The 26,317-nt window shown below is 48.3% G+C and carries 23 protein-coding genes; 12 read left to right on the top strand and 11 right to left on the bottom strand.

Features of this window, described 5'->3' with window-relative positions; translation table 11 throughout:
• Positions 1-39 precede the first annotated feature (39 nt).
• Positions 40-1,404 (bottom strand): thioredoxin-disulfide reductase, encoded by a 1,365-nt coding sequence (trxB, locus tag GS601_RS11230; protein ID WP_162423380.1) that lies wholly within the window; start codon positions 1,402-1,404, stop codon positions 40-42.
• Positions 1,405-1,719: 315 nt separating this feature from the next.
• On the opposite strand from trxB, the gene GS601_RS11225 reads away from it, so the two are divergent.
• Together GS601_RS11225 and GS601_RS11220 are read left to right on the top strand one after the other, a co-directional pair.
• Positions 1,720-4,443: a cation-translocating P-type ATPase gene (locus tag GS601_RS11225; RefSeq protein ID WP_338017021.1), complete on the top strand. Its 2,724-nt coding sequence runs from the start codon at positions 1,720-1,722 to the stop codon at positions 4,441-4,443.
• Between the two features lie 135 nt (positions 4,444-4,578).
• Positions 4,579-5,190 carry an exopolysaccharide biosynthesis protein gene (locus GS601_RS11220; protein ID WP_162423379.1) on the top strand — a complete coding sequence of 204 codons (612 nt, stop codon included), beginning with the start codon at positions 4,579-4,581 and terminating at the stop codon, positions 5,188-5,190.
• Between the two features lie 294 nt (positions 5,191-5,484).
• Here the strand turns inward: GS601_RS11220 and GS601_RS11215 are convergent, their stop codons facing one another.
• Positions 5,485-5,970, bottom strand: a complete 486-nt coding sequence (locus GS601_RS11215; protein ID WP_162423378.1) for a hypothetical protein — start codon at positions 5,968-5,970, stop codon at positions 5,485-5,487.
• A gap of 66 nt (positions 5,971-6,036) precedes the next feature.
• Here GS601_RS11215 and GS601_RS11210 point away from each other — a divergent pair, with 66 nt between their 5' ends.
• Complete coding sequence (locus tag GS601_RS11210) at positions 6,037-6,237, top strand: hypothetical protein (protein WP_162423377.1); 201 nt, start codon at positions 6,037-6,039, stop codon at positions 6,235-6,237.
• A 240-nt stretch (positions 6,238-6,477) separates the two neighbouring features.
• Positions 6,478-7,212 (top strand): 5'-methylthioadenosine/S-adenosylhomocysteine nucleosidase family protein, encoded by a 735-nt coding sequence (locus tag GS601_RS11205; protein ID WP_162423376.1) that lies wholly within the window; start codon positions 6,478-6,480, stop codon positions 7,210-7,212.
• A 152-nt stretch (positions 7,213-7,364) separates the two neighbouring features.
• On the opposite strand, the gene GS601_RS11200 is transcribed toward GS601_RS11205, so the two are convergent.
• A complete protein-coding gene (locus GS601_RS11200) occupies positions 7,365-8,516 on the bottom strand; it encodes an acyl-CoA dehydrogenase family protein (RefSeq protein WP_162423375.1) in 1,152 nt (383 codons plus the stop codon).
• Between the two features lie 104 nt (positions 8,517-8,620).
• Here GS601_RS11200 and GS601_RS11195 point away from each other — a divergent pair, with 104 nt between their 5' ends.
• From GS601_RS11195 to GS601_RS11180, 4 genes are all read left to right on the top strand, one after another.
• Entirely contained in the window at positions 8,621-9,388 is a 768-nt protein-coding gene (locus GS601_RS11195; protein ID WP_162423374.1) for a winged helix-turn-helix transcriptional regulator, read from the top strand.
• A gap of 114 nt (positions 9,389-9,502) precedes the next feature.
• Entirely contained in the window at positions 9,503-9,658 is a 156-nt protein-coding gene (locus GS601_RS11190) for a hypothetical protein (RefSeq protein WP_162423332.1), read from the top strand.
• 199 nt (positions 9,659-9,857) lie between these two features.
• Entirely contained in the window at positions 9,858-11,042 is a 1,185-nt protein-coding gene (dxr, locus tag GS601_RS11185; RefSeq protein WP_162423373.1) for a 1-deoxy-D-xylulose-5-phosphate reductoisomerase, read from the top strand.
• A gap of 261 nt (positions 11,043-11,303) precedes the next feature.
• Positions 11,304-11,516: a hypothetical protein gene (locus tag GS601_RS11180; RefSeq protein WP_162423331.1), complete on the top strand. Its 213-nt coding sequence runs from the start codon at positions 11,304-11,306 to the stop codon at positions 11,514-11,516.
• Positions 11,517-11,703: 187 nt separating this feature from the next.
• Here GS601_RS11180 and GS601_RS11175 read toward each other — a convergent pair whose 3' ends face one another.
• Together GS601_RS11175 and GS601_RS11170 are read right to left on the bottom strand one after the other, a co-directional pair.
• On the bottom strand, positions 11,704-12,702 hold the full coding sequence (locus tag GS601_RS11175) for a GH25 family lysozyme (RefSeq protein ID WP_162423372.1): 999 nt from the start codon (positions 12,700-12,702) through the stop codon (positions 11,704-11,706).
• Between the two features lie 222 nt (positions 12,703-12,924).
• On the bottom strand, positions 12,925-13,857 hold the full coding sequence (locus GS601_RS11170; protein WP_162423371.1) for an SGNH/GDSL hydrolase family protein: 933 nt from the start codon (positions 13,855-13,857) through the stop codon (positions 12,925-12,927).
• 212 nt (positions 13,858-14,069) lie between these two features.
• On the opposite strand from GS601_RS11170, the gene GS601_RS22890 reads away from it, so the two are divergent.
• Positions 14,070-14,210, top strand: a complete 141-nt coding sequence (locus tag GS601_RS22890) for a hypothetical protein (RefSeq protein ID WP_202925013.1) — start codon at positions 14,070-14,072, stop codon at positions 14,208-14,210.
• 100 nt (positions 14,211-14,310) lie between these two features.
• On the opposite strand, the gene GS601_RS11165 is transcribed toward GS601_RS22890, so the two are convergent.
• The 4 genes from GS601_RS11165 to GS601_RS11150 form a co-directional block, all read right to left on the bottom strand.
• Complete coding sequence (locus GS601_RS11165; protein ID WP_238393210.1) at positions 14,311-15,123, bottom strand: cobyrinic acid a,c-diamide synthase; 813 nt, start codon at positions 15,121-15,123, stop codon at positions 14,311-14,313.
• A 256-nt stretch (positions 15,124-15,379) separates the two neighbouring features.
• The gene (locus GS601_RS11160) at positions 15,380-16,960 is read right to left on the bottom strand and encodes a B12-binding domain-containing radical SAM protein (protein WP_162423370.1); all 1,581 of its coding nucleotides are present in this window, start codon (positions 16,958-16,960) and stop codon (positions 15,380-15,382) included.
• Between the two features lie 145 nt (positions 16,961-17,105).
• Positions 17,106-18,170 (bottom strand): UV DNA damage repair endonuclease UvsE, encoded by a 1,065-nt coding sequence (uvsE, locus tag GS601_RS11155; protein ID WP_162423369.1) that lies wholly within the window; start codon positions 18,168-18,170, stop codon positions 17,106-17,108.
• Between the two features lie 130 nt (positions 18,171-18,300).
• Positions 18,301-18,516, bottom strand: a complete 216-nt coding sequence (locus tag GS601_RS11150; protein WP_162423368.1) for a hypervirulence associated TUDOR domain-containing protein — start codon at positions 18,514-18,516, stop codon at positions 18,301-18,303.
• A 186-nt stretch (positions 18,517-18,702) separates the two neighbouring features.
• Between GS601_RS11150 and gorA the strand changes: the two genes are divergently transcribed.
• The 3 genes from gorA to GS601_RS11135 all read left to right on the top strand — a co-directional run bounded on the left by gorA (position 18,703) and on the right by GS601_RS11135 (position 23,049).
• Entirely contained in the window at positions 18,703-20,073 is a 1,371-nt protein-coding gene (gorA, locus tag GS601_RS11145; protein ID WP_162423367.1) for a glutathione-disulfide reductase, read from the top strand.
• A gap of 199 nt (positions 20,074-20,272) precedes the next feature.
• Positions 20,273-20,716 carry a hypothetical protein gene (locus GS601_RS11140; RefSeq protein WP_162423366.1) on the top strand — a complete coding sequence of 148 codons (444 nt, stop codon included), beginning with the start codon at positions 20,273-20,275 and terminating at the stop codon, positions 20,714-20,716.
• 737 nt (positions 20,717-21,453) lie between these two features.
• The gene (locus tag GS601_RS11135) at positions 21,454-23,049 is read left to right on the top strand and encodes a vanadium-dependent haloperoxidase (protein ID WP_162423365.1); all 1,596 of its coding nucleotides are present in this window, start codon (positions 21,454-21,456) and stop codon (positions 23,047-23,049) included.
• A 180-nt stretch (positions 23,050-23,229) separates the two neighbouring features.
• Here the strand turns inward: GS601_RS11135 and trhO are convergent, their stop codons facing one another.
• On the bottom strand, positions 23,230-24,057 hold the full coding sequence (gene trhO, locus GS601_RS11130) for an oxygen-dependent tRNA uridine(34) hydroxylase TrhO (RefSeq protein ID WP_162423364.1): 828 nt from the start codon (positions 24,055-24,057) through the stop codon (positions 23,230-23,232).
• A gap of 657 nt (positions 24,058-24,714) precedes the next feature.
• Complete coding sequence (gene leuC, locus GS601_RS11125) at positions 24,715-26,118, bottom strand: 3-isopropylmalate dehydratase large subunit (protein WP_162423363.1); 1,404 nt, start codon at positions 26,116-26,118, stop codon at positions 24,715-24,717.
• Positions 26,119-26,317 lie beyond the last annotated feature (199 nt).

Below are 26,317 nucleotides of genomic sequence, written 5' to 3'. Positions count from 1 at the left end.
CTCCATCCGTTACATCTGCTATCTAGTTCGCTGCCACGCCTACAAATGGCTTTCGATCAACTCGCGGTACTGACTCTTCTGCTTTACGCCTTTCACTTCCGCAACCTTATCTTTGTGCTTAAAGAACTGAATCGTTGGAGTTCCCGAAATGCCTGCTGATTCTGCAATGTCCGGGTCTTCCTCGATGTCTATCTCAATAAAGTGAATTTTGCCGTCAAACTCATCTACCACTTTATTGAGAATTGGCTTTAGTGTATGGCACGGGCCGCAACTCGGAGAGACATACTTCACCATAATCAAGCGATCGCTGTCATGGTAGAGCTTCCGCAAGGCATAACCGCCCACATGCTTTGTCTTTTCTGGATCGACCTCTGTAGAAAACTCTTCTGCTTTGTGAGCCGTCTTCTCTTCATTCGACTCTTCGATCTGAACTTGATGAAACTCTTGGATCAAGCCATTAAACGATAGCCAGCGTTCTGCCAACATTGCAGACATGCAGCCTGTTCCAGCCGCCGTAATCGCTTGGCGGAATTCGTGATCTTGCACGTCACCTGCGGCAAACACCCCTTCAATACTCGTTTCAACCTCTCCAGGTTTGGTGACAATGTAACCGACGTCATCTAGATCAAGCTGACCTTTGAACAGAGAGGTATTCGGCGTGTGCCCGATCGCATAGAACAAGCCTTTCGCCTCGATCGCGCTTTCTTCGCCTGTCTGACGATTTCTGACTTTCACGCCTGTCATATGTTCACTACCGCCCACCACATCAACGGCTTCCGTATTCCAATGAACCGTGATCTTTGGATTATTTAAGACGCGATCTTGCATGGCTTTACTGGCGCGCAGTTTGTCTCCTCGCACCAGCATATTGACGCGATCGCCGTACTTCGTCAGATACAGCGCTTCTTCTGCCGCCGTGTCACCCCCGCCAATAATCACCAACGGCGCACCCCGAAATAAGGGCGTTGCACCATCACAAATGGCACACGCAGAAATACCTCGACTCCAGAAATTGGCTTCATCGGGCAATCCGAGCCGTTTAGCGGTTGCACCTGTGGCAATCACCACGCTGTGGGCCTTGACTTCGCGATCGTCTGACCGAATTGTAAATGGACGCTGGCTCAAGTCAACAAACGTCACATCTTCGGTATAAAGCTCGGCTCCCCATCGTTCGGCTTGAGCCTTCATCTGATCCATCAGTTGTGGTCCGGTGATGCCATGAGGAAAGCCCGGAAAGTTTTCAACTTCGGTCGTTGTCATCAGTTGTCCGCCCGGAAGCCCGCCCACCTGAAAGCCTTCAAAGACCAAAGGCTTGAGATTTGCACGCGCCGCATAAATTGCCGCCGTGTAGCCTGCTGGGCCAGAACCAATAATGACTAAGTTTTCTACGGTTGGGTTCTCCATAAGCCTTGTATGAACTCATAACGACTATGAGTAGTATAGCGCAAGTTTACAATTGTTCTCACAAAGCTAAGTATTTTTATAAGGCTAAGCAAACTACCATCAGAACAAATTTCGGTACTGTTCTATCCCTTTAGAAGTACGGGGCTGCTAGAGCGATTGATTGGCTTAAAGCGACTTGCTTGCCCCGATCGCGATCGCCCAAAAACTTATTCCAATTTGAGTAGAGGTTTGCTTGAAACAGCAAACCTCAAAGATTTACATTCGGCTTATACTGAGAAATCATCAACTTGTCCCAAAGCTGCTCGTGTTGGCAGCATTTGTAGCGCTCTAATTTGCTGGAGGAAGCCTCGCATTTTACTAAATCATTCCTGGCATACTCTCTCTGGATCCGAAGTTGCTCAACTTCTAGAAAGTGATACCGAACTGGGGTTGCCCTTTAATGAGGCAACAAATCGGCAACGCCGTTACGGTTCAAATGAACTGGTGAGTCGAGAGAAGACTAGCAGTTGGCGAAGGTTTTTGCAGCAGTTTCAACAGCCAGTTCAATATATCTTGTTGGTTGCAGGCACCGTGACTGCCCTATTTAAGGAGGTGGTCGATGCTGGCGTTATTTTTGCCGTTGCCGTTGGAAATGCTCTGATTGGGTTCATTCAAGAAGCCAGAGCAGAAAATGCGATCGCCGCCTTAGCAGAGGTGGTGACCACAGAAGCCACGGTGATCCGGGACGATGAAAAAGCGCGGATTTCCTCTCGTGAATTGGTTCCGGGTGACTTAATTGTCCTGGCAACGGGCGATCGCGTTCCGGCGGACATACGGCTGACTGAAGCGTTCGACTTGCAGATTGATGAATCCGGTTTGACGGGTGAATCCTTGCCCGTAGACAAAACGACGGAACCCTTGGCTCCAGAAACACTGCTCCCTGAACGCACCAACATGGCGTATTCGGGTAGTTTGGTTACGGCTGGACAGGGGCGTGGGTTTGTTGTGGCGATCGGCAACCAAACCGAGACGGGACGAGTCGCACAACTGATGCAGGAGTCCACGAACCTGATGACGCCGCTCGCCCGGAGAATTCAGAGGTTCAGCCGGACGCTGCTCTACTTTGTCTTGGGCATGGCAGCACTGGCATTTGCAGTGGGAGCGGTACGCTCTGGCTATGCCTGGGTTGAAACCTTCAAAAGTGCAGTTGCCCTTGCTGTAAGTGCGGTACCGGAAGGGCTTCCGGCAATTGTCACCATTACGTTAGCCATTGGGGTTTCCCGCATGGCAAAGCGTCATGCCATTGTTCGCAAACTCCCCGCTGTAGAAACCCTCGGCAGTACAACCGTCATTTGTTCTGATAAAACAGGCACCCTGACCAAAAATCAGATGACGGTGCAGGAAGTCTACGCTGGGGGACGGCACTACACAGTCAGCGGTACTGGGTATGACTTTGAAGGAGCCATTTCCCTGAACGATCAGATGATCGAGTTAAACACATCGCCCGCCTTACGCGACTGTTTGCTGGCAGGGCTGCTTTGTAATGACTCTCACCTGCAACAAGAAGATGGACAGTGGGAGGTGGTCGGCGATCCCACCGAGGGTGCTCTCTTAGGGGCGGCTCATAAAGCAGGTTTGGATCGAGAGGTTCTGGAAGAGGAGATTCCTCGGCTCGATGTTCTGCCCTTTGACTCGAAACTGCAATACATGGCAACGCTCCATCAAGATCAGTCTAACCGTGTCATTTATGCCAAGGGTTCGGTTGAAGCTTTGTTGACTCACTGCCAATTTTGGGTGAATGGGCAGGGTGAGAAGGCACCGATGGATTTAGATGCCGTCCGGCAACAAGCGGATGATACGGCTGGGAAGGGTTTGCGTGTTTTAGCGTTTGCCAAAAAACCAGTGGCTCCAGATCAAGAAACCATCGAACCGGATGATCTCAATCAGGGGCTAATTTTCTTGGGCTTGCAGGGCATGATTGATCCCCCCCGTCCAGAGGCGATCGAGGCAGTCCGTGCGTGCAAAATGGCTGGCATTCAGGTCAAAATGATCACAGGCGATCATCCCATTACGGCAGTGGCGATCGCGCGTACCATTGGGCTGGGACAAACGGCGACTGCCTTTACCGGGCAAGAATTGGCGCAAATGGAGCCACAAGAACTTGCTAACGCTGTAGAAAATACCGATGTGTTTGCCCGCGTTGCCCCAGAGCAAAAACTTCGTCTGGTAGAGGCGCTACAAGCAAAAGGTGAGATTGTCGCGATGACAGGCGATGGGGTCAATGATGCCCCTGCGCTTAGCCAAGCCGATATTGGGGTGGCAATGGGAATGGGAACGGAGGTGGCGAAGGAAGCCGCAGACATGGTGTTGACCGATAATAATTTCGCCTCTATTGCCGCTGCCGTGGAAGAAGGGCGAACGGCTTATCGCAATATCCGGCGAGCCATCGGATTTATCCTGCCGATTAGTGGTGGCGAATCGTTAACCATCTTGATGGGAACGCTGGTGAGTACCGTGCTGCCCATCCTGCCCGTTCAGGTGCTTTGGGTGAATATGGTCAGTGCGATCGCGCTGTCACTGCCGCTTGCCTTTGAACCCAAATCGGAGCGGGCCATGCAGCAACCCCCTCGCAACCCCAATGAACCGCTATTGTCAGGACGGTTAGGACTTCGCATTCTGGTCATCTCCGTTTGGAATGCGATCGCAACCTTCGGCACGTTTGAGTGGATGATGCGTACAACAGGCGATGTGGATGTTGCTCGTACAGTTGCCATCAATGTGTTGGTTTCATCTGAGATTTTTTACCTGTTGAGTATCTGCCGACTCATCCCTTCTCTAGTTGCCAATCTGTGGGGTCAACAAAAAACCATTAGCTATGCACCCGCGATCGGAATTGGCACATTGGTTATTTTGCAAGTCCTTTTTAGCCAGTGGAGCTTAATGAATGAGCTATTCGATACGGCTCCTCTCAGTCCAGCGCAGGGGCTTTTTATTCTGGCACTTGGGCTTCCCGTTATCCTTTGGGCGCTCATCCTACAGCAGTTTGACCCAATTAACTAAGAAATTAACTAAGAGGGATTTAATGTCTGGTGAACTTTTCCAGCAGTAATTACACCTGCTAAAGACCGGATCTAGACGCAAATTACAGTAAGTTAAGCTATCACTGTTTCTTGAATGCCTACTACCTAAAATTCAATGAATCTGAAATTTTCTCACGACATCAAATTGCTTTTGCAACGCCTAGCCGAAAAGCCTCTGACTCTGGGTGATGTTATTTCAGAAACCTTAGAACGAGGGTTTAGCTTAGTGATTGCATTATTGGTACTACCATTTTTGATCCCTACTCCACCTGGCTTAAGCACTCCTCTTGGTATCGCTTGTTTGTTAATGTCAGGGCAAATGGCTTTAGGGAGGCGGACACCGTGGCTCCCGAAAAAAATTGCCACCCTCCAATTTCCTAATTGGTTTGCCCAAGCGTTGTTGAAAAATTTACAACGTGTGACCAAAGTTTTAGAAAAAATCTCCCGCCCACGTTATGAGAAGATTGCCGATAGTCAATTAGCGTGGCAGTTCAATGGCATCTGTCTCACTTGGTTGGCAATATTACTCATGTCGCCCTATCCTCCTGCTACTAATCCTATTCCTGCTGTGGGAATGTTATTGTTGGCAGTTGCGACCATCGAATCGGACGGTCTATTAATGTGCCTAGGTTATCTAGCTACTATTTTGAATACGTTGTTTTTCGGTTTTGCCTTTTACATTTTGTATTCAGGGGCTACTTATTTGCTACCTAATATTTTTCGGTAACTCACTCTAGGCAATCAGGGTTCTAGTGGTCTGTCAAGGTGGAACTGAGGGACTAGGAGTAGATGGGGGAGAGGGATAGTCTAGTAATCGGGTCACCGACTCCTCCACCCATTTACCCATCGACTCAACGTTGACAATCTACTAGTGTAAAACGGTGTCCCGTCTACTCTGTTTTCGGGGGTAGTGCCTTTTTGTAAAGGACAGAAAAAATAGCTGCAAATTAACGGTCTAGCGCTGCCACAAGCCTCTAGCCTGATTATTTACAACCTTTACAAAATAGGACTACCCCAATTGTTATCCATTTGGGAGTAACTGCTTAATTTGCTCTAAAACCTTGTCTTGCTCCTTCCTCAATTCTTCTAGCTGGTGAATGGCATCTAGAAGTTGCTGCTTTGAATCGCGGTTTGGCTGCTGCGGTGCGAATAGGTGTTGGATCAGCCGTGGGCTTTTCTTGAAGAGCCATTGGCTAAGTTTGATGGGAGTTTGTAAAAGCGAGAGCCAGATATTTTCGGTTAGGCGGGCGATCGCACCGAGCAACCCAAACGCCATGATGACTAAAAAGCCAATCAGTGCTAGTGCCCAAATCGGGTGATGCAGCATCCAAGCCGCGATCGGATGGGCGTCGAGCCAATTTTGCAGCACAGAGGTAGCGGCAACTTGCGATCGCATGACAACGGCACTACTCAGTTGTTCTACAGCTTGGCTAGGCAGGCTAAGTGCGTTTACGGCTTGTCCTCCAAGCGTCTGTAAGCCTTGGGAAATAGTATCTAGTTGGTTCATAAATCTATTCGCTCAGAATCGCTTTAGATTCTTATGCTAGATCCGAGTCGAAGGAGAGAGGCACGCTTGCAACGAGACTTACGAGTTGCCAAATTTCTGTTTTGCTTGATTGTAAATCTCGATGGTGATTTGGCTAGCTCTGCACAAAATCCTTGCACTTCTTCTTCTAAGTCACCCGCGAGTCTGCAAGCATCGCGGTGTTCAGAGGCGATCGCTGAGTGGGAGAGATTGAGCGGTTGGGGGCGATCGGTGAGGAGAGCCAGCTAACAAGTCGATGAAGCGGACGGACGAGAGATCTTGGTGGTGATGCCACACTTATCTGCCGCCGCTTATCTTGGTCGTTGTACCGCTTGAATTTCGGTGGTGACCGTGGTTTAAAATCAATCTGTTAGTCATGCAGCATTGGCGATCTTAACGTTATGGGTGAGGGTGGTAATCGGCAAATTGTCGGCGAGTTCGAAATGTCAAGCTAGAATCATCCAGTTCGTTCACAGTCAAATTCCTTAAATGAAGACTGCAATTCTCACTCCACTTCAAGAAGAACTTGCGATTCTGGTTGCTCAATTAGAGCAGTTTGGGCTGCAAAAAAGAGAGTTTCGATCAGGTGGCTTAGATATTTTTGAATTTGGCGAGGTTGACCTATTAGTTGCTAATGGCGGACATGGTAAGACGCAGTTTGGCATACAAGCCCAATACTTGCTTTGCCAAGTTCCACAGATACAACTGTTAGTGTGTGCCGGAGCCGCTGGAGCGTTGTCTAATTCATTGGAAGTTGGCGATGTGGTTGTCGCAACTGAAACAGTTGAACATGACTACAATCTGAAATTTGTCAGCCGTCCCTTGCCTCGTTTCGCTGGAAGTCATCAAATCATCGAGGTTCTACAAAGCTTACCTCAGACAGATTCAGCTTTTTCAGTTCATTTCGGTGCTGTTGCAAGCGGTGACGAAGATATTGTTGATGCTGCCAGAGGGCAAGAGTTAATGAATTTGACTGATTGTATTGCTGTGGCGTGGGAAGGAGCGGGAGGTGCTAGAGCGTGCAAATTTAATCAGAAGTGCTACGTTGAGTTGCGTGGTGTAACTGATACAGCGAATCATCAAGCAGCAGCAGATTTTGAAGCGAATTTGGTAACAGCCATGTGCAATCTAGCTCAGGTTGTTATTCAATGGAGAGCAACGCTGCAACCAAGCGGCGCAGCACAACAAGACGTTGGAGCCGAACGGCGAGAAGCGATCGGTTAGGATCGAGAAACGTTATCTGCGTCGGCTCAACTGTGTCGTTAGACCGCAACTTATCAGTCTGAGTGGATTGGAAAGTTAGCAGTGAGAGAACGATCGCTCTTTTCCTCGCTGGAACTAAGACTGAGCGATCGCTCTGGCTGAAAGGAACTACTCTACAAAAAAGACACATCCCACCCAAGTGCCAGTTGACCCGATAACTTGCGCTGCGCCTCCTCTCGCAGAGGGTGATAGCGGACTCCCTGCACATCACGGAACAATTTCTCCAGACCCAGCTTGCGATAGAACGCACTTCCCCCAGCAATTTCCATTGCTAAATCAGCGACGTTGAGTACCGCGTTGGCAACCAGTGTCCGTCCCGTCATGATTTGATTCGTGGTTTCAAAGCCAGGTTGACTCACCACGGCAGTCGAAATCATGTGCTGAAGTGCTAACTTTGCAGCTATCAATTCATTGTCTAAACCTCCCACCTTGTAGCAAAGATGTTCATCGGTGTGGCGCTTCATTGCTAGTTGAACCGCGCGATCGCGGGCTGCTTCTGCAACCCCGACATAAACAGAATAAATCAACGGGATCGCCACCATCGAAATCAGGTGAAAAATAAAATGCCACTTCCCTTGTTCTCGTCGTAAAGCAATTGCCGCATCCGGCACAAAAACATCAGAGAGTACCACATCATGGGAACCCGTTCCCCGCATCCCCATCGCTTGCCAAGTGGATTCAATTGCAACGCCCTCGGCATTCATGGGAACCGCAAAATGTAATACCGTAGACCCTATTTCTGGGTCTTCATAAACAGCACTGGTCATTAATAAATTCGCGACAGGCGCACCACTAGCAAATACTTTACGCGCTGTGATCAGAAATCCACCCTCCACTTTTACAGCCGTGCCAGCGCTCTGTAACCAGTCTGATCCGCCACTGCTGAGCATGATCAGTTGCTCGGTTGCCACTCGTCTGAGTAATCCATCAACGGGAGCATTCTGATTACGCCAGCGCCAGGTTGGCACCATGACCTGATGCGTATGCATAGAAAATGCCAGCGCCGTTGAACTGCAATAGCGCCCCAAGATGCGTAGCACAGCGCAGAGATCGGTATAGCTAGCTCCGCCACCACCCAGTTCAGCCGGAACACCTGCTGCTACTAGTCCAGATGATTTCAATCTGGCAATGTTATCAGCGACAAACAAGTCGCGCTCATCGGCTTCGGCTTCTCTGGCAGCAAACTGGTTTCCTAGGGATTCCGCCAGGGATAACCAGTCTATCCCTTCCTGCTGGATTGTTGGTGCAGTCTGTAATTCTAACATCGGACTGTCTCCTTTAAATTTTGTGATGCTCCCATTCTGATTTGTCTGACAAAGTGGTACAAGTTCAATATCTGAACCTGATGTGTTACCTCCCTGGACATGCTATGAGAAAGGGATATGGGCAATTCTGTCCGGTGGCAAAGGCGGCTGAAGTGATTGGCGATCGCTGGAACCCACTAGTGCTGCGAGAAATGCTATATGGCAATCGCTACTTCAATGACATTAGTCGAGGGGTGCCATTAATGTCCCGTGCCCTCCTGGTTCAACGCCTCAAAGAACTTGAGAAATTGGGGATTGTCGTCAGCTACGAAAAAGAGACTGGGCAGGGGCATGAGTATGTTCTCACACCTGCCGGAGAAGCCCTGCGCCCCCTGATTGAGGCGATGGGTGTTTGGGCACAACAATGGGGAAGCGAACAAATTGCCCCAGAAGATTTAGATGATGCCTTGTTGATGTGGGGCATGAGGCGACGAATCAATCTTGAGGCAGTACCCGCGCAGAAAATGGTGCTTCAGTTTGACTTTCGTGGGTTAACCAAAGGGCGCAAAACTCAGCGCAGTTGGTGGCTAGTGATCGAGGATAGAGAGGTGGATGTGTGTCAAAAAGATCCAGGCTTTGAAGTGAATGTCTTAATATCAGCTGATCTGAGTGCCTTCACTCATGTCTGGATGGGCTATACCCATCTGAATCTTGCCCTTAAGCAAGGGACAATTTGTTTTGAGGGCGATCGTAAACTGGTGCATCAAATACCGACCTGGTTATATCTCAATGGAGAATGGCGGTATGGTATGGGGATTGATAACTCCGTCGTGCAGTTGATGCAAGCTAACAAGTGCGTTGCACCGGAATGTAATGAAGTTCCTGGTGCTTAGTTTCATTGTTACTTACATCCGCTTATCTTGGTCGTTAGCTGGCTTCGTTTTTGGGTTGGGGTAGTCCTTCAAATGGCAATGGCATAGGTTTCCGAGGGCTTGGTGCCTGCGGAAATGTTGTTAGGCGTTGCGTTTGAGTATGGTCGAGATAGCCACCAGTATGAGTTAGCAGGCGGAGTTCGCACGAGCGATCGCGTTCGTAAAAGCATGAGAACTCGCATCAAAGGCACAACAACAGAAAGGCAACCTACTGAAATGGTTTCAGCTTAAAAGATTGCGGCTCGCTTGCAAATTCTCTCAAAGATTTGTAGAGCGGAGTTAAAAGAATGTCTGCCTATAAAATAGATGTAGGGTTGCCTAGTTTGAAATTAGGTGACCCTACATTCGTTATTGCCGCTCTTTCTCCCCCTCTATCCCCGCGTCCCCTCTACCCCGTAAGATACGATTGGCGTGTCACCACAACCGAACCGTGAAAGCAATTTCTCTTCTTGGCTCAACTGGCTCAATTGGAACCCAAACCCTGGATATTGTGGCTCAGTACCCAGATCAGTTTCGGATTGTTGGCATGGCAGCCGGGCGCAACGTTGAATTGTTTGCCCAACAGATCCGGCAATTTCATCCACAAATTGTTGCCATTTGTGACGAAAGTAAAGAGCAAGACCTCAAAGCCGCGATCGCAGATCTGAATCCGCAACCCATCTTATTATCTGGAGATGCGGGAATTGTTGAGGTTGCACGCTACGGTGATGCAGAATTGGTTGTGACCGGAATTGTTGGATGCGCCGGATTATTACCCACGATCGCTGCGATCGAAGCTAAAAAAGATATTGCGCTCGCCAATAAAGAAACCTTGATTGCCGGAGGCCCGGTTGTTCTGCCGCTCATTCAGAAACACGGCGTCAAGTTATTGCCTGCTGATTCCGAGCATTCTGCCATTTTTCAATGCTTGCAAGGCGTTCCCCAAGGCGGCCTACGGAAGATTTTATTAACCGCATCGGGCGGTGCGTTTCGAGATTTGCCCGTCGAGAAATTGGCAGATGTCACCGTAGCAGACGCCTTAAAGCATCCCAATTGGTCAATGGGTCGCAAAATTACGATCGATTCTGCCACCCTGATGAATAAAGGATTGGAAGTGATCGAGGCACACTTCTTGTTTGGGGTAGATTATGACGATATTGAAATCGTGATTCATCCACAAAGCATCATTCATTCATTGATTGAGTTGCAGGATACCTCGGTGTTGGCACAACTTGGGTGGGCAGACATGCGGTTGCCGTTGCTCTATGCCCTCTCTTACCCAGAGCGCATTCAGACCGATTGGGAGCGCTTAGATTTAGTCAAGGCAGGAAATTTAACCTTCCGCGAACCCGATCATGCAAAGTATCCCTGTATGCAGCTTGCCTATGCTATGGGTCGCACTGGGGGCTGTATGCCCGCTATTTTGAACGCGGCAAATGAACAAGTCGTTGCCCTATTTTTAGAAGAAAAAATTCGATTCTTAGATATTCCAAAACTAATTGAGCAAGTGTGCGATCGCTATCAATCCCAAAATCAGGCAAACCCAACCCTAGATGATATTTTGGCAGCCGATCAGTGGGCACGAGAAACTGCGATCGCACTCAGCAAAAAGGCAAAAACATTAATCAACTTGTAGACACTTAATAGTCGATGTTAAAATCTGTTGAAAGGTTCGTAACTAAAGACAATTCAAAACATTGATTTTGTTATTTGAGAGAGAATTAAGTTTTCTTAAAGAAGCGATGAAACGCTCACAAAATCAATCTTTCTTCTTCCCAGATAAATTCATTCGATGTCATACTGATGGGCGAATTGTGATTGGTAAAATCACTCCTTAGATAGGTGTCTAACGGTTAGAATCCTATCTAGTTTGCAGTTCACTCACACACAGTTAGGCATGAATCCTCACTCCCACGACTTCGATCAATTTCCGTTCTGGGCATATTTAAACCAACCGTTTTTCGATCCGAGTCAGCCTTTTATTTTCAACCCCCGCGCGTTTAGTCGTTATTACAAAGTTCAGCAGTTAGAGCACTGCTGGCGGCTCTCAGAGCGGCGCTTGCTAGAACACTGCTGGCGTCAAGACTCGCCAGACAAGCAGAATCCATAATTCATCACCATTTTTGCTCTTACCCCAACCCCTCTCCTGTTGAAGAGGGGCTTAATTTATTGTTGGGTCATGGCTGCTTCCTTCCCCAAGCGAGAAAGATGCTAGAACGATGAAGACTGGCGAATTTAGGGCGAATTTAGATTAACCCAAGCTGCGATCGCACTCTGGCAACCTTACTCTGGCAACCTTATTGTCTCCATCTCCGAGTAAATTCATCCAGCGTTTCTTTGGGAATTTGGCTTTGTAACCAATTCAACGCTTGATCTTGAGCAGGCTGCGATCGGTAGTATTTGCAAACGTTAATTAAGCTAAGCGGTGTGAGCGCAGGCGTCGGAGTTGGAGTAGGCGTCGGAGTTGGAGTAGGCGTCGGAGTTGCAGTTTCCAAAGCTGCCCATGTCGCCGCCCCCACAATGCCATCTGCTCCCAGATTTCTAGACCTTTGAAAGGCAACAACAGCCGCTTTTGTTTTAGAACCAAAATCGCCGTCAATTGTGCCAACATCAAACCCTCTTGCTTTAAGCAACTGCTGCATCTCCCGCACCACATTTCCTTTGTAAGTTTGCCGCAGCGGAATGCGACCTGTGAGCAACTTTTGAAACCCGTCTAAATCGCCATTAAACTGATTGAGATCAACATTTCCGACAATACCGCGAACAATCCCCGTTTCAGAATATTGGTGAAGTATCCAGGTTTTCCACGTTCTGGGCACAAACGGCGTCCGGGTTCCAAAGTTGGCAATCCATAACGGATACGGCGCAAAGCTGGAAGGATTACCCAGCTTATCTTCCCAAAAACTGGGAAACGTGTAGAGAAAAGGCTTGCGTCCGGTTCTGCTTTCAATGATAGAAAGCCATTGCAGCGCGCGATCGATGATCGTTCTGGCATCCAACCCGTCGGTAATTTCTAGATCGAGCACGGGCGCTAAATCAAACGGCTCAATCTTGCCAACCGTTTGCATAAAATTGTTGGCTTGGGTTGCTGGATCGCGCCCAGGGCGGAAAAAATGGTAAGCTCCTCGCACAATTCCCACCGAGCGAATGCCGCTCCAGTTTCTTGCAAATAAATCATCTCTGCTGGTTGCGCCCTCTGTTGCCTTGGCGATCGCATAGTAGATGTCTTGGCTGGCAACGGTTGCCCAGTTTACGTTTTCCTGATAAGCCGATATGTCAATTCCAGTTAGAGCCATGCTTTTACCTCCGAAACACTGGTATACAAATTCATGAACAATTTTCAGGATTCCTCACAATTAGACAAAGAAAAGCAGAGAACGGATCGGTTGGGTTTATCTCACCTAACGGTTTCTAAAGAGAAGGAATTAGGAAAAATCCAGATCTGAGGTAATCCACGATTCTGATTGTCTAGATCATTCAGTTCAAGATCATTCAATTCGAGATCATTCAATTCGAGATCATTGATTGATCCATTGACTCATCCATTGACTAATCTGAGCACTTAGAAGCGAGTTGCCAAGCGGACTGAGATGAATATGATCGCGATAGAGAGCCTTGGGATCAGAGGCTTGGTTGAACAGGGGTAGAACGTCGATATACGAGCTTTGGTTTGCCTGAGCCAAGGCTAGAAGACGCTGGCGAGCCACGATTTCATATTCGCGGGAGCCGGGTTGACCCACTTCGCGCAGCAACGGCGTGAGCAGCAGTAAGAATCGAGCGTTGGCTTGGGTGGCGATCGCTTGAATCTGCCGAATCGCTTCTAGGTTAGCACCAACGCGATCGCCGCCTTCTTTTTGAATCTTCTGCCACGCCTCTGGTAGTTTTGGTGCCGGTAAAAGATACCTCTGAACCACCTCAATCAGCGCCAGCAGGGGTTTACGATCGGGATAGTTGCGATCGCGCCCTACAACCAGAGGGGAGGGCGTCGTTGCAAACAAATCATCGGTATTGATCACCAAGACGATCGCCTGCGCCTCAAAGCAGCCAAACCGTTTAAGATAGGCCAACTCGTTGCGCGGTCCCCAAGAATTTGCTGACGCATTTAGCACTTCGATGCCGTCCCATTGCCGAGCCACCTGTTCAGACAGCACCTCCGGCTGATCTGTCCACCAGCCCCCATTGACGATCGAATCGCCAACCATCAGCACTCGCACCGAGGGTGATCTCTCCGCCGTGCGCTCCACGATCGCAGCACTCCGCATAGAGTATTGATTGATCGAGATGCGGTTACCAAAGCGACGCACCGTTTGGTTTGGCGCGAGGAGATAGCCAATCTCATCATCCGCCACATACAGCAACGGATCACCAAACCCAAAGCGCGATCGCAGCCCCACCTCAACCCAGATCAAGACGACTACCAGCGCTGCACTAATCAGTAAAATCCATCTCATTCAGTCACAATTCGCACTCGTGCTTTTCTATCTTGTCTGCTGGTGTGCATTTCAGAACAAGAAATTCCGACAAACTTTTAATTGATTGCAGACCCTAATCGAAAACAAAAGATAAAATAATGCTTCAGAATGAGCCAATAGTTTTGAATTGTTGGCTAACTTAATATCGAGCCACCTATTTCGCTACTGTTAGAGAGGAGTTATAGCCCGTTATGTCAGACCTAAACCGTGGAATCATGAAGTTTGATGGAGCCGATAGCCCAATTGCCATTACGGCTTCTGCGATCGTTCTTTTGGGCAGCATCGGCGTGCTGATCGTCTGGGCAATGCGCTCGGCATACCTGCTGGGATAGTTCAATTCTTTAGGATAGTTTAATCTTCTCTAGAATCGTCCAAGCCTGACTCTGGTGCTAACCTATACGGCTCTGGGTTGGGTAGGTTAGCGTCAGACGGTCAGGAAAAAATTTCATCTTGATTGAGTTCGTAAATAAACTCGTAGTCAAACGAAAAGGCTTTGTGATGGCGGATCACAGAGAAGCCAAAGCCCGTTGTTGCCTCGGTCGTAAAAGTTGCGATCGCCAGTTCTACCAACTTTTTCTCTGATATGTCGGGCGGCTGCACAAAATATTCCCGTCGGGCAAAAAACAATTTTTCGTCTTTTGGAACAATGATTTGATTGAGCCGATGGGTATGCTGAATTGGCTTGATGTATGTCTCCACAAAATCATCTTGGTTACGCTGAAGTCGATACAGCCGTTCGTGCTGTAGCCAACTCATCTTAAACATCATCTTAATCAGTTCAAATCCTAGAACATAGTTAAAAATGTTGTTTCGCTCTTCGGTGCTTGCCACGATTCGCAGTGCCGATTCTAGAAATAGATTGGGCTGGCAACGGGCATCTTGAACAGAATGAATGTAAAACTGTCGAATATAGCTTCTGACCAGCGCCTCGGTTAAGTCTGTCGAAATCCGAAAGCGCTCAAGATTATCTCTCACTTTTTGCTTAATCTCGTGATTGTTGACGAGTTTTGCAATCAGACCATTTGCAGTGTATTCATCTAGAAACTCAGCTTGCACATCTGGCGTTGCCGCGCACAGCAAATGGCAGAGCGACAAGACATAGCGCCGTTCGTTCCAGGGCAAGCTTTCTGCCCATTGCTTGGCTTCGGGAGGAAGCTTTTGCAGCACAGTTTCGATCGTCGGTTGGGCTGAGGCGACGGGCAAAACAGAGGGATCGATTGAGTCAGACGCGGGAGGCTGGTTCATACTCGTGCTGCCCAAAGATGCGGAGAGCGTTGCCACAGTTGGGAGAACTGGCAGTGCTAAGTTTCACAACATTCGCGAGGTTGAGGGAGTTCTTGCAAAAGACATGACTCAACCCAGATCCTCTTAGCGACGCGCCCTTTAGTATGCCTCAGAAGCTGAAGTGCGGTTCGTTGACGTACCCCGCAATTATTCTAGGTCAGAAGATATATCAACCCTCTCACCCATCTACCCCTCAACTCAAAGTTAGGTAGCTTACCTAGCTTGCGATCGCATCTCGCTCCCGGTCAGGGGCAGGATGTAGGCGCTGTTTTTTCAGATACTCCTCAAGCTGAGCCTCAATCTGCGATCGCACTTCTTGGCGATATTCCAGAAAGTGCTCATTCAGTGCACAGACCGACAGGTAATGCTCAACCACCCCCGGATTGCGTTTGAGAATGCTAAACAAGTGATGCCAAAACAGCCAACGTGTTTCTCGCACGACGCCTTGCCGCCAGCACACCGTGAGAAACGCTCTCAGCACTGTCCAGGTGACTTTTCTGAGCTTCGACGGGTGCCGAGGTGCACCCAGCTTGAGGAAATGGCGGTAAGTGCGGTTGAGATAATTGCTTGGGTCGTAAAGCTGCCAAAATCCGCGAACATATTCGCGGGTGACTTCCTCCAAGGGGCGAGTTGGCATAAAGTTCATTAACGTCGTTTGGTTAATGTTGGCAACATCTTCCATCAAGCGCCCCTCTTTTTTGAGGCGATGCCACAACGCCGTATCGGGCAACGCTTGCAGCATACTGAAAATAGCGATCGGAATCGTGGTTTGCTCTACAAACCGGACAATGCGATCGCCCGCTCCAGGCGCTTCGTTGTCAAATCCGATGATGAACCCTGCCATCACTCGTAGCCCCGTCGATGCGATCGCATCCACCGCCTCACTGAGCGAGTCGCGAGTATTTTGATGTTTGTTGGTCAGCGTCAGACTGGCTTCGTCAGGCGTTTCAATCCCCAAGAAGACGCCGTTAAAGTTACACTCAACCATCAAATCCATCAATTCTTGATCTTTCGCCAAATCGACAGAGGCTTCCGTACTCAAGTGGAAGGGATACTCGTGCTCTGCCATCCAAACTTTTAATTCTTTTAGAAATAACTTAACGTTGCGTTTATTGCCAATAAAGTTATCATCCACCATGAAAATGCTGCGTCGCCAGCCCAATTGGTAAAGACATTCCAATTCGGCGAGAAGTTGTTCAGGGTTTTTTGTGCGTGGCTTGCGTCCGTAGAGTACAATGATGTCGCAAAACTCGCACTGAAAGGGGCAGCCCCTAGAGAACTGCACAGACATATTGTCGTAAACCGCTAAGTTGAGCAAATCAAAGCGGGGAATTGGCGTGATGGTCACATCGGGGCGATCGCCGCCTGATCGAAAGACGCCTTGCGATTCTCCGTTTTCAATCGCGCTCACAAACATCGGTAACGTGATCTCGCCTTCATCCAAAATCAAGTAATCGGCTCCTGCTGCTTCTGCTTCGTGCGGCAGTGCCGTTGCGTAAGGACCGCCCACAGCAACGGGTTTACCCCGCCGTCTCGCTTCTCGAATCTGGGTAAGAAAATCTTCTTTTTGCACAATCATCGCCGACATGATGACGAGATCTGCCCAATCCCAGTCGGCATCAGTCAGGGTGGCAACGTTACGATCGACGAGCCTAAATTCCCATGTTTGCGGCAAAATAGCAGCGACGGTAATTAGCCCCAAAGGAGGCAGCATCGCCTTGCGGTCAACCAGTTGTAGCGCTTTTTCAAACGACCAGAAACTCTGTGGAAAAATCGGATAAATCAGCAGGACTCGCATTCTATACTATGCCTCACAACAGCAATAACCTATGTGAATCAGAATTCACATAAGCTTAGCGCGTTCTGGCTGGTTTTCTTCTAATAACACGATTAAACGTTAACTATTGCAAATAGATGTAATATTTTTTAATTACATTCAGGCGTTACTGAATCGGTGTGATTTGTTGAGTGAAAGCCGTTTCTTGGGCATAGTCTGATGCATGATCAGCGCTATTTTGATTGAGGAGAGAGGGCGTTGCGATCGCGGTTTGTTCTACGGTTGGTTGGGCAGTTGCTCCTGTCATTTCTACCGCTTTAATCATAGGAGTTAACACATTTGCATCTGAGTTCCACCATTCGTGTTGCAATTTTTCAATTGCCAATTCTTTTTGCTTTGCTTCTACCTCGATCCAACAAGGCGCAGAGCGATAGCATTTGGGCATCACCGTAATGTAGTCGCTGTGTTTTTGGTCGGCAAATGATTCTACACCGTTGGAGATGTGAACAACTTGCCAGTGAGGAATTTCCCAAGTTTCGCGCGCGGCTTCAAAGGCAACCGCGACGCTCGGATCGTCATAACTTTTTGAGTGTTCGTAAATCACATGATGGTGAGCATCGAAGACCATCGGCACACCCGCCCCATGGCAAATTTCTAAGATATCTGCCACTCCATAAGTGTACTCATCATTCTCGAACGTGAGGCGCAATCGAATATTGTCGGGCAAATTTCGCACAACTTGCACCAATCGCTGAGCGCGATCGCCCTTGCCACCGTGAATATTCATCAATGCCCACGGCGATCGCGGCTGCCCAAGCAAATCAAATGTACGAGCATAACTTGACAGCACTTTGATGCTGTTTTTGATCACTTCCGGGCGATCGGAATTTAAGACCACAAATTGCTCAGGATGCATAACCATCCGAATGCCAAGCCGTTTTGCCTGCTCTCCGATCTGGCTCATTGCATCTGCAAACTCTGTCAAAATCTCTGAGCCAATCACCTCATCTGCAAATGGGAATAGCCCCGAACCCATCCGATACAAGCAAATTTGATGGGCTGCACAAAAATCGAGAGCAATGATCAGCCGCCGCAAATTTTCAGCATATAAATCTCGCAATATTTGCTCTTGTTCAGGAGTTTCAAACTGTAAGAATCGCTTTCGTGTAATAGTTTTATATCGCACTACGTTTGATGCAGAAACACAAACTAAACCAAGCGGATGATTCATAGAATTCAATTCAAGATTTGTATATGAATTCAGGATGCATAGGCGAATAACGTGTCGTTGTCGTTAAAGCACAAAGCATAGTTAGCCTCATGGATATATTTATAAAATCAATTTAGGACTACCGCCATACCTACTCATCCTTTCTTTTCAAAGATTCTGGTTTGTGAATCGCCTCTTTGCCAGATTTATCGCTCTTGACCTTGTATTCAGGATGATCCTCAGATGCATCAAAATGGTGCCCCTTAAAGTCGGTAGGCGTTGTAATTTCTTCTTCAATCACGCCTTCTGTTTGACCTCCCGACGTATTCCATTCAACAGGATCGCTCTTTTTCAAATTGTTAGCCATTTGCTTGACTCCGTATTCGTTTACCTAAGCATAGGAATTTAGCATTCTTGCAACCTCTATCTTTTGATAGTGTATTATTTTTACCATTTACTCTATCGCTAGTTTACCTGTCTTTTGGTAGTTGAGTTAAGCGTTGTAGATTCTCTAGTTTAGGGTTGAATATCTGATTGTTAGGAACGTTTTGCGATGACTTATGATTATGATCTGTTCGTTATTGGGGCAGGTCCAGGAGGCTTGGCGGCAGCGAAACGAGCAGCAAATTATGGAGCAAATGTTGCGATCGCAGAAGCAAATCATTTGGGCGGAACCTGCGTTAATCTCGGTTGCGTTCCTAAGAAACTCATGGTCTACGCGGCTGATTTTCCCCGATTGGCAGCAGCGTATCGTGGGTATGGATGGACGCAATCTGCACCCCAACTAGATTGGGCAACATTAGTCTCTGCACAAAAACAACACATTGAGCACATTCGCCAAAGTTATGTGCGATCGCTAGAAAAGTCAGGAATCGAAATCATGCGCGGTCGAGCCAGGTTTACTGACTCACACACGCTAGAGATCAACGATCGCCCCATCACAGCAGACAAAATTCTGATCGCGGTGGGTGGCAAAGCAGTTAAACCGGGCAACATTTCAGGAATCGAGCATGCTGTAACGTCTGATAGCATGTTTAGCCTGGCGCAACTGCCAAAGTCGCTTGTAGTTATAGGAGGCGGCTATATTGGAGTCGAGTTTTCCAGCATGATGCACGGATTTGGAGTGGAAGTTTTCTTGGTCGAGCGAGAGCCGCAGATTTTAACTGGCTTTGATGAATTGATTTGCACAACAGTAAGAGATCGATTGCAAGAACGAGGCATCCATACTTTCTGCAACACATCTGTTAAAGCAATTGAAAAAACTGAGAACGGAATTTCTGTTGATTTAGAAGGCGAACACACAAAAACAGTAACGGCTGATTTGGTACTGTGCGCGATCGGGCGTGCTCCAAATCTAGAAGGGTTAGGGCTAGAGCAGATTGGGGTAGAACTAGACGGAAGCGCGATCGTAGTCAATCATTCCAGTCGCACTAGCGTTTCCAACATTTACGCAGTTGGAGATTGCACCAATCGTATGCAGCTTACTCCCGTCGCCAAGACAGAAGGAAAGGCATTTGCAGAGCTTGTGTTTGGAAATTATCCTTGCGAAGTCGATTACGACAGCGTTCCTTCGGCGGTATGTTCTCGCCCTGAAGTCGCGTCGGTGGGGTTATCAGAAGCCCAGGCGAAAGAGAAATTTGGCACTTGTGCGGATCAAAGCGGCAGCGATCGCATCACATCTTACCAGTCGGAGTTTCAGCCCCTATTTCATACATTGAGCAAGCACAAGTCTGAAACGGTGATCAAACTAGTCGTGAATCACAAAGATGATCGAGTTTTAGGAATTCACATCATTGGTGATAATGCAGCCGAAGTTTTGCAAGGCTTTGTCCTCGCATTTCGCAAGGGCGTGACTAAAAAAGAATTTGACGACACGATCGGAATTCACCCCTCTTCTGCTGAAGAGTTTTTTGTAATCGATTGAGCAAATAGCCTAGCTAACACGCCACTTCAAATTGGTCGAATGGTTATTCCAAACCTCTAATTAATCTGATGATTGATCTGAAAACCTACTGCCTTCAAGATGTAATTATCTTAATGTTTGTGTCTACTATAATCATTGATTGAATTGAAAAATGAGGTTTATAGCGTTGAAAGAACTACTAGGAAAACCATTCATTAGCATGATGCTTACTGGAGCAACGGTCAGCGCGTTTGTTGCCTGCTGCGTGATGTTGCCGATAGTTGCATCCGCGCAGCCGTCCCCATCCACGGTTGTGACGCCAGCCCCAGAATCGCAATTTATTCCCAGAGCTAGAATTCAGCCGAAAAGCGATCGCACCACCATTACACTCATCAACAACACTTACGCTTCGATTATGTATCAGGCAGTAGGAGACACCCAGCCCAGAACCCTGCAAGGGCGAACCCGCGTCACTCTACGAGGGCTTCGAGCACCTGTAACTCTGACCCTCGATCGAGAAGATGCAGGCTTGTTGCTTGTGACGCCTAACCCTTCCCCAACCTCTCCTGAGACCTTAGAAGTTTTGCTCGATACAACAACAGATTTAGGGGTTGATGCAACAACTCTTCGAGTCGAGCGTTCTGGCTCGGTCTTTTTATATTAACGAGGTAAGAGTGAAGGATCAGTGAGATAGGAGGTGAATTATCGCGCCTCCTTTTTTTGTGTTTTTTTATGGGCGACAAGATAGATTGCCCGATCTGCGATCGCAGTTTTTTAGGTCTTTAATTCGCAGCAGATCGAGAATCGATATCTCTGTTTCAAAGCGCTTTTGCCGTGACTATTCAATATTCATAGCGTATTCAACTTCCATAATTAAACAGGTGTCTAAACAAGCATTTATCGCTCTTATTAACGTCACCCATCCGGGTACTACAGGTGAATCAACCTTTCGCTTATGGTAGAACTGTTCGAGCAGTTGGCAGTTAGCGGTCAAAGGGGACTCAATGCCTAACAAACCAGACGAACCACAGCCGCTAACTTTTTCTTATTGCGAGACAGTTTATGATGCCTAGTCTTCTTCGCACCTCGACGCAAAATACCCACAGCCTGCTTCAGTTTAAGGCTTCAAAGTTTCTTGCATCTGAGCTTGTTGAGGCTAGACCAGCGGCATTAGAAATAGCTAATTCTTCTGTGTTTCTTTCAGTATCTATTTTAAATTCAAATTTTATCTCGTTGCTGATCACGCAAATAGACCCTTCCGTGTCGCTGTTATTCTCTAAAAAAGATGGCTGGTACTTGTATCAAGGCGTTTTTGAAAAAGTTGATAAAGCGTTTGCGGAAGTAGTGTTATTACCGTTGTTAATTCCTAATAGAGCGAATCAAACATTAACTAGAGTTACTATGAACTTTCATCCCAATTACGAGTGCCAGGAAGTCGGTCCACTGTCTAATGTCGATCGCCGCGAAAAGTCGCTTAAAATTCGCCAAGAAGCGGCTCAAATTGCCTATCTTAAGCCGCTACCTGAGCACCCCTGCAACGGCGAAGAACAGACTTATCTTGGTAAAGATGGGCAACCCAATTACATCGCTAACTTTTCTAAAGGTCTGCCCCATAACCATTTAGGAGAAGTCGATCGTCGCGCCTATCAAGCCTTACTAAAGGCTCTAAAAAGCGGACAGTCAGAGGATTTTGAAACCATCCCATTGGGGGGCATTCCGTGCAGTCGTCCCTTGACTAACCCTCAAGCAGGGCTTGCCTTTGACCTAGAAGGAGCCGATGCTCATGCGCTGAAAATGCGCCCTGCTCCGCGGATTGACGGTGCCCAAAATTCGGCGGAAATGGCTGAACTGTACTGGATGGCGTTGCTCAGGGATGTTAACTTTACCGATTACGATCGCAGCTACCTTGCGATCGCGGCGGCTCAAGATCTATCCCAATTCTCCGACTACCGTGCTCCCAAAGTCGAACGTTCTACCCAAACCGGTTTGGCGCACGAAGTCACTCCCAATCTATTATTTCGAGGCGATACGCCCGGAGATGTAGTCGGTCCTTACCTCTCGCAATTTTTGCTTAAAGATATTGGCTATGGGTCGCTTACGATTTCTCAGCGCCAAAAAACTGTGCTGCCCGGCATCGACTACCTCACCGATTACAACTCTTGGCTCGACGTGCAAAACGGTCGGTTTACAAGTGGAGATGCGTTTGACACGACTCGACGCTACATTCGCAACTTGCGCGATTTGGGTCATTATGTTCACGTAGATGCCCTGTACGAAGCCTATCTCAACGCTTGTCTTATTTTGCTTGATAGCAAAGCTCCGTTGAATGTAGGCAATCCTTATCGAAATTCTAAAACTCAGATGGGGTTTGGCACTTTTGGTGCACCTCATGTTCTCAGTTTAGTCACCGAAGTTGCAACTCGTGCATTGAAAGCTGTGTGGTATCAGAAATGGTATGTGCATCGTCGTTTGCGTCCCGAAACCTTTGGTGGACGTATTCACAATCATGTGACAAATGCGGCTCACTATCCTATCAACGAAGAGATTTTCAACTCTTCTGCACTGAAGGAAGTGCATAGCCGATATGGAACCTATTTGTTGCCAATCGCATTTCCTGAAGGTTCGCCAACTCATCCAGCGTATGGATCAGGTCATGCAACCGTTGCTGGGGCTTGTGTCACTGTTCTGAAAGCCTGGTTTGATGAAACTGCCCCAATATTCAACCCTGTTGTTGCCAACGACGATGGAACCGAACTCATCCCTTACTCTGGAACAGATGCTTCTAAAATGACGATTGGGGGCGAGTTGAACAAAGTCGCCGCTAACATTTCATCGGGTCGAAATGCTAGCGGAGTGCACTGGCGGACCGATTTCACCGAATCTCTTAAACTAGGTGAGGATATTGCAGTCAGCATTTTAAGGCAGCAAAACCTCACGTACAACGAAGTCTCTAATTTCGAGTTTAGCGGGTTTGATGGAAGTCTGATCAAGATTTAGCGGCTTGTCGATCGGTAGCAAAGAATCCTCCTTTTCCATGGAGGATTCTTTTGCGTGCAGCTTAGCATTTGCTTTGAAACGGCGTTTCCTGCGGAGTTGTGCCTGGCGCTAATCTTACCTTTGTAGCTGCGATCGCGCCGCTCACCTCTGTCCTCAACGTCGATCGCGCTGCCTCCGTGTTCAAAAATCGAACGATGCACCACAGTAAGAGCAAGCCCTTCCTACGTGATCTAGCTCTGCGCTCTGATCGGCTTGAGAAATTGGGTGCCCACAGGCGCGGCACATTTTGTAGGAACCATCCTCAACACCCTGAGTCACTGCCACGCGCTGATCAAACACAAAACACTCCCCTTGCCAAAGGCTTTCTTCACGGGGAATGGCTTTTAGATAGCTGAGAATGCCGCCTTGCAGGTGATACACCTCCTCAAACCCCTGCGCCAGCATCAATGCAGATGCCTTCTCGCAGCGGATGCCGCCCGTGCAAAACATGGCGATCTTTTTGTGGTGCTGCGGATCAAGCTGAGTCTGAACATAGTTCGGAAATTGCCGAAATGATCCGGTTTGTGGATCGTGCGATCGCGCAAAGGTGCCAACCCCAATCTCAAACGTATTACGAACGTCAATCACCATCACATCCGGATCAGAAATCAGCGCATTCCACTCTTGCGGTCTAACATAAGTTCCGACTTGCTGACTGGGATTGATCTCTGGCATCCCCAAGGTGACGATTTCTTTTTTTAGTTTTACCTTCATGCGATCAAAAGGCGACGAGTGGGTGATCGATTCGCTATGAGCCAAATCTGCCAGCCGCAAATCTGCCCTTAAAAAGGCAAGCAGGTTATGAACGGCACTCGGAGAACCCGCGATCGCGCCATTGATCCCTTCTTCTGCTAAAAGAATAGTTCCTTTCAACCCCTGCTCTAAACAGTAGGTTAGCAGAGGCTTTCGCGTGTCAGCGCAGTCAGCAAGTTGCACAAACTTGTAGAACGTAGCCACGAGTTGAGACATAGCAGGAGAGAGAAGTGAGGAATCTAGTTTAGCGTTTTTAGGGAAACGTTTAGCTGCCTTCTCCAGGCTAAAGCAGGGCTTTGTTAAGGTCGGGGTTGGCTCTGCCCATGCTTACTGCTCAATCTCCTGCTTTAGACCCAACAATGGATAATTAGACGTAAAAATAATAATTAGACATAAAAAACCGACAGTCTTCCTGAGAAACCTGTCGGTCAGTCGTGTGTTCCCTGTTGATGACTCGGCTAAAGTTGAGTCTTCTACAGTATGTCTGTGGTTTATCCTACCTTGAGTGATCTGGATCACGCAACCCTGTGATTTCGATCACAAATCAGCCTATCATCCCCCTATCTCTACTATTAGATAGAGATCACTTCTCCAATCTATGCTAAATGACCCGTGCCAATAGACCGCGCACAGCCAAGCATCTGGGCTTACCCGGCTCAGCCTAAAGAATGATCCAAGCGTGCTTTAAATTGCTAGTGGAAAAAAAGACTCTCCAGAAACCGCGCATAAAGTTGAGACGTTTGCGCCTAGTGATCTGTCAAGATTGAAATGATGGACTGGGAATCGATGAGTGGATGAGTGGATGGGTAACATCTCCATCTACCCTTCTACCCTCTTACCTCTCCACCCAGCCACATGCAACGCAAGCTAAGCCTAAATTAGCTCTCGAACATCGGTGACTTGTCCGGTCACTGCCGCTGCAACCACCATTGCCGGACTCATTAACAGTGTGCGCCCCGATGAGGAGCCTTGCCGCCCTTTAAAGTTCCGGTTAGATGACGACGCGCTGAGTTGCCGCCCCTCTAGCTTGTCAGGATTCATCGCCAGACACATCGAGCAACCTGCTTCGCGCCACTCAAACCCAGCGCTCAAGAAAATTTGATCGAGACCTTCCGCTTCCGCCTGTTTTTTGACTCGCTCAGAACCGGGAACAATGAAGGCTTTCACGCCTTTTGCAACATGACGACCTTGGGCAAAGTTGGCTGCCTCCCGCAAATCAGAAATGCGACCGTTGGTGCAGCTTCCCACAAAACACACATCTACCTTTGTACCCTGGATAGAATGACCCGGTTCCAAATTCATGTATTGGTAGGCTTCCTCTGCGATCGCCCGTTCCTCTTCGGGAATAATATCTGCTGTTGGCACGGGTTCATCAATGCCAATGCCTTGACCGGGGGTAATGCCCCAGGTTACGGTTGGGGCAATGCTGGCAGCATCAAAAACGATCACATCATCGTAAACAGCATTGGCATCGCTGCGGAGATTATTCCACCATGCGATCGCGCTGTCCCACGCTTCCCCGTTAGGCGCAAAATCGCAGCCCTGAAGATACTCATACGTGACCTGATCGGGGTTAACGTAGCCGCAGCGTGCGCCGCCTTCGATCGACATATTACAGACGGTCATGCGTTCTTCCATGCCCATTTGCTCAAAGGTCGTCCCTGCAAATTCGTACGCATAGCCGACGCCGCCCTTCACGCCGAGGGTGCGAATGATATGCAGAATCACATCTTTGGCATAAACCCCCGGTTGCAGGGTGCCGTTCACTTCGATTTTGCGAACCTTCAGTTTTGCCAGTGCCAAGGTTTGCGAAGCGAGGACATCGCGGACTTGACTAGTCCCAATGCCAAATGCGATCGCGCCAAAGGCTCCATGAGTCGAAGTATGGCTATCACCACACGCGATCGTCATCCCAGGCTGAGTCAACCCTTGCTCTGGGGCAATCACATGCACAATGCCTTGGCTGCCAGACCCGACGTTATAAAACCGAATGCCGTGCGCCTGAGTGTTTTTCTCTAGTTCCTGCATCATTGCTTCTGCCATGCCGTCGGCAAAGGGGCGCGACTGATCCTCGGTCGGAACGATGTGATCGACCGTTGCCACGGTTCGTTCGGGAAACATCACTGCTAGTCCCCGCTCTTTCAGCATGGCAAACGCTTGTGGGCTAGTAACTTCGTGAATCAGATGCAACCCGATAAATAGCTGAGTCTGACCCGACGGCAAAATTCCAACTGTGTGCAAATCCCAAACTTTATCGAATAGCGTTCCCTTACTCATGGCAGTGGCGTGGTGTTGTATACAAGCGAGCCTAAATTTTATCGCACAACTGGGAAGGCTCAGTTAGAGAAGTGAGAAATGAGCCAGGGCGACGCAGCAAAAATTGAGTGCAGCCATCAAAGCCTACCCGGAACAGTGCGATCGCGATTGTCCCTACTTCTCTAAACAGTGCGGCATCAACTTTCTCACAACCTATCAG

The sequence above is a fragment of the Myxacorys almedinensis A genome (genome assembly GCF_010091945.1).
Lineage (GTDB): Bacteria > Cyanobacteriota > Cyanobacteriia > Leptolyngbyales > Leptolyngbyaceae > Myxacorys > Myxacorys almedinensis.
This window is presented reverse-complemented; position numbering and strand designations above follow the sequence as displayed.

Bases quoted from the DNA above. Each gene is read 5' to 3' on its own strand.
- trxB (WP_162423380.1), bottom strand. From the start codon at position 1,404: ATGGAGAACCCAACCGTAGAAAACTTAGTCATTATTGGTTCTGGCCCA.
- GS601_RS11220 (WP_162423379.1), top strand. From the start codon at position 4,579: ATGAATCTGAAATTTTCTCACGACATCAAATTGCTTTTGCAACGCCTA.
- GS601_RS11215 (WP_162423378.1), bottom strand. From the start codon at position 5,970: ATGAACCAACTAGATACTATTTCCCAAGGCTTACAGACGCTTGGAGGA.
- GS601_RS11205 (WP_162423376.1), top strand. From the start codon at position 6,478: ATGAAGACTGCAATTCTCACTCCACTTCAAGAAGAACTTGCGATTCTG.
- GS601_RS11200 (WP_162423375.1), bottom strand. From the start codon at position 8,516: ATGTTAGAATTACAGACTGCACCAACAATCCAGCAGGAAGGGATAGAC.
- GS601_RS11195 (WP_162423374.1), top strand. From the start codon at position 8,621: ATGAGAAAGGGATATGGGCAATTCTGTCCGGTGGCAAAGGCGGCTGAA.
- GS601_RS11190 (WP_162423332.1), top strand. From the start codon at position 9,503: ATGTTGTTAGGCGTTGCGTTTGAGTATGGTCGAGATAGCCACCAGTAT.
- GS601_RS11180 (WP_162423331.1), top strand. From the start codon at position 11,304: ATGAATCCTCACTCCCACGACTTCGATCAATTTCCGTTCTGGGCATAT.
- GS601_RS11175 (WP_162423372.1), bottom strand. From the start codon at position 12,702: ATGGCTCTAACTGGAATTGACATATCGGCTTATCAGGAAAACGTAAAC.
- GS601_RS11170 (WP_162423371.1), bottom strand. From the start codon at position 13,857: ATGAGATGGATTTTACTGATTAGTGCAGCGCTGGTAGTCGTCTTGATC.
- GS601_RS22890 (WP_202925013.1), top strand. From the start codon at position 14,070: ATGTCAGACCTAAACCGTGGAATCATGAAGTTTGATGGAGCCGATAGC.
- GS601_RS11165 (WP_238393210.1), bottom strand. From the start codon at position 15,123: ATGAACCAGCCTCCCGCGTCTGACTCAATCGATCCCTCTGTTTTGCCC.
- GS601_RS11160 (WP_162423370.1), bottom strand. From the start codon at position 16,960: ATGCGAGTCCTGCTGATTTATCCGATTTTTCCACAGAGTTTCTGGTCG.
- uvsE (WP_162423369.1), bottom strand. From the start codon at position 18,170: ATGAATCATCCGCTTGGTTTAGTTTGTGTTTCTGCATCAAACGTAGTG.
- GS601_RS11150 (WP_162423368.1), bottom strand. From the start codon at position 18,516: ATGGCTAACAATTTGAAAAAGAGCGATCCTGTTGAATGGAATACGTCG.
- gorA (WP_162423367.1), top strand. From the start codon at position 18,703: ATGACTTATGATTATGATCTGTTCGTTATTGGGGCAGGTCCAGGAGGC.
- GS601_RS11140 (WP_162423366.1), top strand. From the start codon at position 20,273: ATGATGCTTACTGGAGCAACGGTCAGCGCGTTTGTTGCCTGCTGCGTG.
- GS601_RS11135 (WP_162423365.1), top strand. From the start codon at position 21,454: ATGAACTTTCATCCCAATTACGAGTGCCAGGAAGTCGGTCCACTGTCT.
- trhO (WP_162423364.1), bottom strand. From the start codon at position 24,057: ATGTCTCAACTCGTGGCTACGTTCTACAAGTTTGTGCAACTTGCTGAC.
- leuC (WP_162423363.1), bottom strand. From the start codon at position 26,118: ATGAGTAAGGGAACGCTATTCGATAAAGTTTGGGATTTGCACACAGTT.